The 9,761-nt window shown below is 67.0% G+C and carries 7 protein-coding genes; all 7 read right to left on the bottom strand.

Annotated elements, in window-relative coordinates; all coding sequences use genetic code 11:
* Nucleotides 1-120: 120 nt before the first annotated feature.
* Nucleotides 121-1,287 (bottom strand): VWA domain-containing protein, encoded by a 1,167-nt coding sequence (locus HY726_14660; protein MBI4610238.1) that lies wholly within the window; start codon nt 1,285-1,287, stop codon nt 121-123.
* A gap of 9 nt (nt 1,288-1,296) precedes the next feature.
* Nucleotides 1,297-3,660, bottom strand: a complete 2,364-nt coding sequence (locus HY726_14655; GenBank protein ID MBI4610237.1) for an AAA family ATPase — start codon at nt 3,658-3,660, stop codon at nt 1,297-1,299.
* Nucleotides 3,661-3,696: 36 nt separating this feature from the next.
* A complete protein-coding gene (locus HY726_14650; GenBank protein ID MBI4610236.1) occupies nt 3,697-4,287 on the bottom strand; it encodes a nucleotidyltransferase family protein in 591 nt (196 codons plus the stop codon).
* On the bottom strand, nt 4,284-5,591 hold the full coding sequence (locus HY726_14645) for an MFS transporter (GenBank protein ID MBI4610235.1): 1,308 nt from the start codon (nt 5,589-5,591) through the stop codon (nt 4,284-4,286). Before HY726_14645 ends, HY726_14650 begins: the two co-directional genes overlap by 4 nt.
* Before the next feature lie 61 nt (nt 5,592-5,652).
* Complete coding sequence (locus tag HY726_14640) at nt 5,653-6,522, bottom strand: xanthine dehydrogenase family protein subunit M (GenBank protein MBI4610234.1); 870 nt, start codon at nt 6,520-6,522, stop codon at nt 5,653-5,655.
* Between the two features lie 11 nt (nt 6,523-6,533).
* Entirely contained in the window at nt 6,534-8,888 is a 2,355-nt protein-coding gene (locus HY726_14635) for a molybdopterin-dependent oxidoreductase (GenBank protein ID MBI4610233.1), read from the bottom strand.
* Between the two features lie 30 nt (nt 8,889-8,918).
* Complete coding sequence (locus tag HY726_14630; protein MBI4610232.1) at nt 8,919-9,374, bottom strand: (2Fe-2S)-binding protein; 456 nt, start codon at nt 9,372-9,374, stop codon at nt 8,919-8,921.
* Nucleotides 9,375-9,761: the final 387 nt, after the last annotated feature.

Here is a 9,761-nt window from a genome sequence, read left to right as displayed (position 1 = left end):
TGGCTCTCCTCGCCTGCGGCTCGTCGGCAGCCCCTCGGCTCGAACCACCATTCCTGGGGGAGGCCTCGGAGGGGGCCCGGGTACCCACGCCGAAGGCGTGGGTGTCCCCCTCCGATTGTCCTAGAGGCGGAGCTGGCTCGCGAGGTCGCGGAGGCTCTGGAGGTTGTGGGCAGGAGCGAAGCGGTCCAGGATGGGGAGCGCCGCGGCCATCCCCCGCGTCAGCGGCTGATAGGCGGGGTTGCCGAGGAGCGGGTTAAGCCAGAGCAGCTGGCCGGCCCGGCGCTTGATCTTCAGAAGCTCGCCGGCCAGAAGTTCCGGGTCGCCGGTGTCCCAGCCGTCGGAGAGCACCACGACGATCGTGTGGCGGTCCAGGAAGCGACTCCTCCACTCCCGGTTGAAATCGGCCAGGCACTCACCGATCCGCGTCCCGCCCGACCAGTCGCGGACGTCGCCGAGGCGGCGCAGGACCTGGCGGTACGATGCCCCCTTCAGGTAATCCGTGATGCGGGTGAGGCGCGTTGAGAACGTAAACGTCTCGACGCGTCCGAACACGTTCTGGAGGGCGTACAGAAACTGGAGGAGGAAGCGGCTGTACAGGTCCATGGAACCCGAGATGTCGCACAGCAGGACCAGGCGCACCTTGCGCCGCTTCCGCTCCTTCCGGCGGAGCTCGATCAGCTCGCCCCGGGTGAGATTGGCACGGATCGTCCGCCGGAGGTCCACGACGCCGCGCCGACGCGTCGGCCGGCGACGGCGGCTGATGCGCCGGGCGAGCCGGCGCGCGATCAGGACCGTCAGCCGCGCCAGCTCGTCGAGCTGGTCAGCCGGGAAGCCGGAGAAGTCCTGCTCCATCAGGTACTCGCGATCGCTCATCCCCGGCACGCCCAACGGCTCGCTCTCCGACGCCTCGTCCTCCCCGATCCACGCCTCCAGCGCCACCCCCTCCCGCTTCTGTCCCGCTACCCTGAGCGTCCCCGACGCGGAGGCTGGAGGCTCCGCCGGAGCCGTCGCCAGGAGCCCGTCCATCACGGGGACGGCTTCACGGTGCTCCTTCCAGAAAGCCTCGAAGCACCGGTCGAACGCGGGCTGCTCCTCGATCCGCGACATCAGCACCGACCGGAGCCCGAGGTACACCTCCGCGCGGTCGGCGAGATCCAGGCGCTCGAGCGCCCGCACGGCGTCGGTGGCCTCGCCAACCGTCACGGGCAGCCCGTGCCGGCGCAGGAGCCTGCAGAATGAGAGCGTGGCGGTCACGAGGTCGCGGGGCAGCGGGGGTGTGGACGTCAAGTCGAGTCGTTACCCTTCGAGCGGGAGAAACCGAGCCAGGCCCGAGCTTCCGAGCTCCTGCTTGAAGCGCTTCATGTCCTCGGCATCCTTGAGCACGCAGCCCAGGGTCTCGGCCACCAGGGTCTCGTCCAGATGGTCAGCGTGGAGCGTGATCAGAGCCTGAGCCCAGTCCAGGGTCTCCGCCACCCCAGGCACCTTCGAGAGGCGCGCCTGGCGAATCGTCTCCATGAACTTGGAGACCTGGCGGGCGAGCCGCGCGTTCATCTCCGGGATTTTGCGCTGGACGATGCGCACCTCTTTGTCGAACGACGGGTAGTCGATCCAGAGGTAGAGGCAGCGCCGGCGGAGGGCGTCGGACAGCTCCCGCGAGCGGTTCGAGGTGAGCACCACATAGGGCGGCTGGGTCGCCCGGATCGTGCCGATCTCGGGAATCGTCACCTGGAACTCTGAAAGCACCTCGAGGAGGAAGGCCTCGAATTCTTCGTCGCAGTTGTGCGTCACCACCTGATTTGTGACGAAGTACGGATGCCCTTCGAGCACGAAATCGTAGACGGTTTGACGAGCCTCAACCGCCTCAATCGATGTCACTTCGCCGAGAACGATTCCGCGGCCTACAAGGTCCTGAAGCTCCGGGAAATCAAACGCGCCAGCGACCCGCCGCAGTGACGAAACATTGGGCCGAATCCGGCCGGCAAGAACGTCATACACTGTCTGATGGGACGGAACCCCATGGAGGACCGTGCGTGCGCGAAGCAGGTTCAGGGTACTGATGACGCTGGTCCTCGGCAATGTCTCGGTCCGTGTGAACGCATGAGCTCGACAATTCTCGACGAGACTCTTCTTGGTAAGCGAGCAAAAGCCAACGGTCTCGGCGAAAGCACGAACATCTGAGATGGTCAGGGCAAAAAACGGGCCCGTGCCAAAATTCCGTGGGTGCCAGCGGCCCCTCGAAATGTGGCTGTCCACGCCGACGGAACTGAGCAAATGCTGGATCCCGACAAGCAAGTACACCGACGAAGACACCGCCGAGACCTGGTGATCGCTCACCCATCCTTCCCCGTCAAAAAATCCTCGCACGAAGGCCGCGCGTTTCTCCGCTGGAAGTGAGAACGCAAAGCTCGGAACGGTCCGGTCCCGGCTCCGGGCCATTCCAGCGCTCAGCACCCGTCGGAGAAATCGCCCGAGCGGAAGCGAGTGATAGGTCAGCTCATAGTTGCGGTGCGGCCCCTTTCGAATCCGGGGAAGATCGCCAAACGCTTCCTGGAACTTTTGCGCGTAGATTTCGAGGTTCCTTCTGTCTTTGTCCGCAATAGAGAGGCGGGCACTCGTGAAGCAACCATCAGCAACGATGTATCCGAGCAGCTCATAGAAGGGCACCGATTGGCGAACGCGAAGGCCCCGAGCGTGCTCAGGTCTGGCCATCTGGCCGTTCAGGCCCAACCCGGACGCGAGCTTCTCGAGTACCGCCGCTCGCAATGAACCCCGGCAGGACCGTGGTTGAATCACGTTACGCAGGTGAGTTCGGGATATTCCGATGGTCTCGGAAATCTGCGCATAAGTCTTCCCTGAGGCTTTGTACGTCGAGTGAAGCAGGCGCTTGCCTGCCTCCGTCAGCTTGACAATATTGTCGAAGAAGTCGAAGCGGAGTTCATCGGTCGGTGCAGGACGAAAGGCCTTGTACAGTGGCAACCGGTCGCCCACCTTCAATCCTGAGGCCTGAACCACCTCATACCCGGTATCCGAATACCGAACGAACCTGTGCTCCGGAGTGGCTTCAAGAAACCGGCCGCCGACCAGGACCCGGAGGATGCTCGAGGTCTCTCTAGGAATGACCTTCTTGACCCGGGCGCGAGTCACCCGAAACTCCTCGGGATCGAAGCTTAACAGCTCATCGCCAGGGCTGATTTCTTCGGCCGTCTTGACCCCCGCCGTGCTGACGATCAGGGTTCTGGCCGCGACGCATCGGTCTACCTCGTCGATCAACAGCACCGGGGCCTGGCCGTCCTGGGTGATGGCCTGGAGCAGGGGGCGCCTGAGCAGAAAAGGCTCGGAGAAGATCACCGCTTCTTTCTGCTCGAGCGTGTGGGCGGCGCTCTCTTCGAGCTTGATCCGGAGGAGCTGCTTCGGGTAGTTCCACTCGTAGAGCGCGCTGGCCTGGTCGAGCCCCTCGTAGCACTGGAGCCGGATCAGGTTGGTCCCCAGCACCCGCGCCAGCACCTTCGCCACCTCCGTCTTGCCGACCCCGGCGTGACCCTCGATCAGGAGCGGCTTCCGGAGGCTCATCGCAAGATGCACCGACGTCGCGATGGGAGCGTCGGTCACGTACTCCGCGGCTTCCATCAGCTCCTGGATTTTCCTGATCTCGTCGCGCATGGGCTCCTCGGCAGGGACGTGAACCACCCGTATAGTTTACACCCGCGCGTCCGGTGGGCGGAGGCGCTCGTATTCCCCCGGCGTGTCCAGGTCCGGCGGCATGTGGAGATCGAAGGCGACGAAGGCCAACCGGCCTGCGTCTCGTTCCAGCAGTCCGCGGGCCCCCCGGTCGCCGGTCAACTCCCGGAGCTCGGCGAAGACGCTCGAGGCGAAGAGGACCGGGTTCCCCTGAACCCCCCGGTACACGGGCGCCACGATCGGCTTTCCCGTCTGCCTGTAGGTCTGGAGAAGCTGGGGAATCACCTCTGGCGGAAGCGTGGGCTGGTCGCCGAGGGCAATCAGCACGGCCTGCACCCCGGGTCCGAGAGCAGCCACGCCGCAGGCGATGGACCTCCCCTGCCCCGTCTCGGGGGCGGGGTTCTGCACAAAGCGCACCGGCAGTTCGGACAGCGCCTGCCGGATCGCCGCGTCCTCCGGGCCAACGACGACGATCACCTCGTCGACGCCCCCGGCGCGGACCTGCTCGACCGCCCGCCGGATGACCGGCCTCCCACCCCAGTCCAGGAGGAGCTTCGACCGACCCATCCGGCGCGCGAGCCCTGCGGCCAGGACGATTCCGGCGATCATGCCGCCAGCGCCCGTACGTGGCGGGGGTCGCGCACACGCCCGATCAGAAGCCCCAGGGCGGTGGCGCCGAAGGCGGCGGCCGCTGCGAACACGAGCTCGAACCCCAGGGCATCCACCATCAGCCCCGCCGCCAGCGGCGCCGCGCACATGATCGGGCCCAACGACGTGTTCCCGAGACCCACGTAGGTCGGCTGCTCGTCCTCCGCCGGGGCGAACTCGAGAAGCACGGCGAGACCGGAGACGTGGATCGCCGCCACGTACACGCCCGCGAAGCCGAACACCGCGCCGAAGACCTCCGCCGATGGCGCAGCCATCGCAACCAGGTTGGCCACGGTCGCCGCGGCCACGCCCGCCATCAGGACAAGCCGGTGGCCGGCCCGGTCGGCGATCCAGCCGAACACGAGGTTTCCCACCGTCTGGCCCGCCAGGAGGATAGCTGTGAACACGCCGACCTGCGAGGTCGGAGCCCCGTGCGCCTGGAGCGCGTACACGGTGTAGAAGCCGCTCCCCATGACTCCCAGCACGCTGAACGCCCGCGCAATCAGGAACCAGGCCAGGTTCCGGTTCCGCCGGAGCAAGCCGGGGATGCGGGTGAGGTACGCTTTCAGGGGCACGGCCGGGGGTCGCGGCGCGGCGACGGCCTCGCGCGCGCAGGCCAGGGCGGCGTAGGAGCACCCCATGAAGAAGGCCGCGATCAGAAAGCAGAGCCCGTAGCTGGCCGGCGCCGGGAAGACGCTCAGGACGTGCGTTGTCGCGAAGCTGCCCGCGAACCCTCCCGCGCTGCCGAGGATGCTCGCCACCGCAAAGAACCGCCCCCGGAGGGTTGTCGGGATCGCCCGTCCCACGATGTCCATCCAGGCCGGCATGAGCGCTCCCCCCACGCCCGTGATCACGAGGAGCATCGTCAGGAGGAGACCGAGGGTGAACGCCGGCGCCGGCTCGGCGAGGAAGAACGCTGCCAGCGCGAGGAACAGGAAGGGGAGCCGCTCCCAGACCGTACAGCGGAGGACGAACGGGAGCTTCCGCGGGAGCGCCTCGGTGTATCCGGCGGCGAACAGCGACGGGAGGAACCAGCCGACGGTCATCACCGCCGGAATCGCGCCGATGACGACGTTCGGGGCCCCGAGGTGCACGGCGAACGCCGGCAGGATCGTCGCCTGGGAGGCAAAGGACAGGCCGACGAGGAAAAGCCCCAGGTCGGCGCCCAGCGCCAGGAGGTTTCGGCGGAGGATCCGGTCCGCGAGCGGACCCTGGCCGCCTTCGGCGCGGGGCGCCGGCGGCGTGAGAGCCCCCCTAAAACTCATTGGCCAGGAATCTGTGCTCGAAATTCCTGGCCAATGATCGGGCCGCTGTCGCCGCCCGCGGTTATTTCCGCGCGCGCGCGACCGCGGCCTCGAGAGCGCGGCGACAGTACACCTTGAGGAGGTGGGTCTTGTACTCGACCGATCCCTGGAGGTCGGCCTGGACATCGACGCCGTCGGGTGCCTTGTCGGCGGCGGCCTGGATCGTTGTCGCGTCCAGGGCCTTCCCGCTCAGCGCCGCCTCGACTCCCTTGGCGCGCACCGCCTTGGTCCCCGCGCCGGTCACCCCGACACCCGCCTTGGCGCACGTACCCTTTCCGTCAACGCTGACGACCGCGGCGACTCCGACCACGGCAAACCGCGAAGCGGGATGGGGGAACTTCATGTAGCACATCCCGGTCCCTGCCGGCCAACCAGGGAAACGAACTTCCACCAGGATTTCATCAGGTTGCAGCGCAGTGGTGAGAAGCCCCTTGAAGAAGTCGTCGGCTTTGATCGTCCGCCTGCCTTTCGGGCCCTCGGCGACGAGGTCGGCTCCCAGCGCAATGACGGCCCCCGGGTAATCCGAGGCGGGATCCGCGTGGGCGAGGCTCCCGCCGACGGTTCCCAGGTTCCTGACCTGGGGATCGCCGATCTGACCGGCCGTCTCCGGCAGCAACGGGCACTTCTGCTTGAGCAACGCCGACGACTCCACCTGGTAGTGGGTCGTGAGGGCCCCGATGACCAGGCTCCCGCCGTCCTCTCTGATTCCGGAGAGCCCCGGGACTTTCCTGAGATCGACCAGGTGCTTCGGCTGGGCGAGGCGGAGCTTCATCATCGGGACCAGGCTGTGGCCCCCGGCGAGGAGCTTGGCGTCGTCCTTGAACCGGCCGAGAAGGGAGATCGCCTCCTGGACGGTGGATGGGGTGTGGTAGTCGAACTCAGCCGGATACATGGCATCCCCCCCTATCGCTTGGCCTTGCTGGCCTGGACCGCGGCCCAGACCCGGGCAGGCGTCAGTGGCATGTCGATGTGGGTGACCCCGTGCGGTGCCAGCGCGTCGATCACCGCGTTGACGATGGCGGGCGTGGACGCGATGGTGCCGGTTTCCCCGGCACCCTTGACGCCGAGGGGGTTCACCGGCGTCGGCGTGACGGTGCGGGCGGTCTCGAACATGGGGAGCTGGTCAGCCTTCGGCAGCGCGTACTCCATCATGGTGGAGGCCAGGAGCTGGCCGTTGTCGTCGTACGCTCCCCACTCCCAGAGCGCCTGGGCGACGCCCTGGGCGATCCCGCCGTGCACCATCCCGTCGACGATCATGGGATTGATGACCTTCCCCACGTCGTCCACCGCCACGTACCGAAGGATCTTGACGTTTCCGGTCTCGGGGTCCACCTCCACCGCGGCGACGTGGGCGCCGAACGGGAACGTGAAGTTGGCCGGGTCGTAGAAGCTCGTCGCCTCGAGCCCCGGCTCCATCCCCTGCGGGAGGTTGTGGGCCAGGTAGGCCATGAGCACCACCTCACCCCAGGCTTTGGATCGGTCCGGCGAGCCCCTGACGAAGAACTTGCCGCCCTCGTAGACCACGTCGCTCTCGGCCGCCTCCAGCAGGTGGGCCGCGATCCTGCGCCCTTTCTCCTTGATCTTCTGGAGGGACACAAAGATGGCGCTCCCTCCGACGGCGGCGCTCCGGCTTCCGTAGGTGCCCATGCCGAACGGAATCGCCCCGGTATCCCCGTGGACGATCTCCACGGTTTCAAACGGGATCCCGAGGTCATCGGCGACGAGCTGGGCGAACGTGGTCTCGTGTCCCTGGCCGTGGGCGTGGGAGCCCGTGTAGACCGTCACCGTGCCGGTCGGGTGGACGCGGACCGTCGCGCTCTCCCAGAGCCCGGCCTGGGCGCCCAGCGAACCGGCCACCGCTGAGGGCGCGGGGCCGCAGGCCTCGATGTAGGTGCTGATGCCGATCCCGATGTACTGGCCGTTCTTCCGCGCCTTCTCCTGCTCGGCCCTGAGCTGCCTGTAGCCGACCATCTCCAACGCCTTATCCAGGGCCGGACCGTAGTTGCCGCTGTCGTAGACGAAGGCGACCGGGGTCTGGTAAGGGAATTTGTCGGCAGGGATGAAGTTTGTCTTCCGAAGATCCGCCGGGTCCAGGTTGAGCGCTTTCCCGCCCAGGTCCATCAGCCGCTCGAGCAGGTACGTCGCCTCCGGCCTGCCAGCGCCGCGGTAGGCATCCACGGGCGCCGTGTTGGTTAAGACGCCCCACACCTGGCAGAAGATGTTCGGGATCACGTACACGCCGGAGAGCAGCGGGCCGTAGAGGAACGAGGGGATCAGGGGGGCGAATGTCGAGAGATAGGCCCCGAGGTTGGCGTGGGTCTTCACCCGCAGCCCCAGGATCTTGCCATCCTTGGCGAAACCCATCTCGGCTTCGGTGATGTGGTCCCGGCCGTGGGCATCGTTCAAGAAGCTCTCGCGCCGCTCGGCGGTCCACTTGACCGGGCGCCCCAGCGTCTTCGATGCCCAGGAGGCTGCGACCTCCTCGTTGTACAGGAAGATCTTCGAGCCGAAGCCGCCGCCGACGTCGGGGGAGATCACGCGCACCTTGTGCTCCGGCAGCCCGAGGACGAAGGCCGCCATCAGGAGCCGGTGGACGTGGGGGTTCTGGGAGGTAACCCAGAGCGTGAGATCCGCGGTCGCGGGCGAGTAGCTCGCCACGCAGGCGCGCGGCTCGATGGCGTTCGGGATCAGCCGCTGGTTCACCAGGCGCTGCTTCACCACGGTGGCCGCGCCCTGGAACGCCTGATCGGTCTTCGCCTTGTCTCCGATGGACCAGTCGAAGCACTGGTTCTCGGGGACGTCGTCGAAGAGCTGCGGGGCTCCCTTCGCGTGCGCCTTCTGGCAGTTGGTTATGGCCGGGAGCGGCTCGTACTGGACCTCCACCCGCTCGGCGCCATCCTTGGCGGCGTAGGCGCTCTCGCCGATCACGATGGCCACGGGCTCGCCCGCGTAGCGGACCTTCCCCTGGGCCAGGACGGGCCGCGGCGGGACCTTGATCCCGGGCAGGAGCCACCCGCACGGAAGCGGATTGGCTTTCACGTCCTGCCCCGTGAAGACGGCGACGACCCCGGGCGCCGCCTTGGCTTTCGACGTGTTGATGCCCTTGATCCGGGCGTGGCCGTGGGTGCTCCTCACGAAGGCGGCGTAAGTCATGCCCGGGAGCTTGACGTCGTCCACGAACGCTCCCTTGCCGGTGATAAACCGGGGATCCTCCCGGCGCTTGATCGAGGAGCCAAAGAGCCTGGTTGCTGTCGTCATGGCATTCCCCTCTGCGCTCGCCTCCGGGGCTTATTTGCCGGCCATCTTCTGCGCCGCGTACTGGATCGCCTTCACGATGTTGTGGTAGCCGGTACACCGGCAGAGGTTCCCCTCCAGGTTGTGGCGGATCTCGCTCTCGGTCGGGTTCGGCATGCGCTGGAGGAGCTGGTAGGCGGCCAGGATCATGCCCGGCGTGCAGTAGCCGCACTGGAGCCCGTGCTTCTCCCAGAACCCCTCCTGGATCGGGTGGAGCTGCCCGTCCTTGGCCAACCCCTCGATGGTGAGGATCTCGGCGCCGTCGGCCTGAACCGCAAAGAGGGTGCAGCACGTCACGGCCATGCCGTTCAGGATGATCGTGCAGGCGCCGCACTGGCTCGTGTCACAGCCGATGTGGGTCCCGGTCAGGCCAACCACGTCCCGGATGTAGTGAACCAGGAGGAGCCGTGGCTCTACCTCGTGGGAGTAAGCGACCCCATTGATCGTCATCTTGACCGCTCGTTTCAAGGCTCCCACCTCCTTTGGGTGTTGTTCGAGCGTGGCAGGGCCGGCCCTGCCGTCAGGCAGGCCCCCCGCCGCGCGAGGCCCGAAAGATCAGCCCGAAGCAAAAACGTCGCCGGCGACTGGCACGCTCGGCAACGGGTCCTCAGGGCTACGCGAGCCGGCAGAGGAACGTGAAAGGCGCCTCCAAGCTAAGCCTGTCCGCCAACGATGTCAAGGGCCGAAGGGGCCCGGCAGCCGTTTCGGATCTTCGCCCAGGATGATGTGGCCGCACGACCGAAATAGCACGGGAAAGCCGCGATCCGGGGCTCGTGAGCCAGCGGGCCCGATCTTCCGAGGGCTGATTGGGGCCGCCGGCGCGGCCGAGGGAAACAC

The sequence above is a fragment of the Candidatus Rokuibacteriota bacterium genome (assembly GCA_016209385.1).
Classification (GTDB): domain Bacteria; phylum Methylomirabilota; class Methylomirabilia; order Rokubacteriales; family CSP1-6; genus JACQWB01.
The sequence above is the reverse complement of the archived record's forward strand: the minus strand, read 5'-3'. Positions and strand labels throughout refer to the sequence as shown.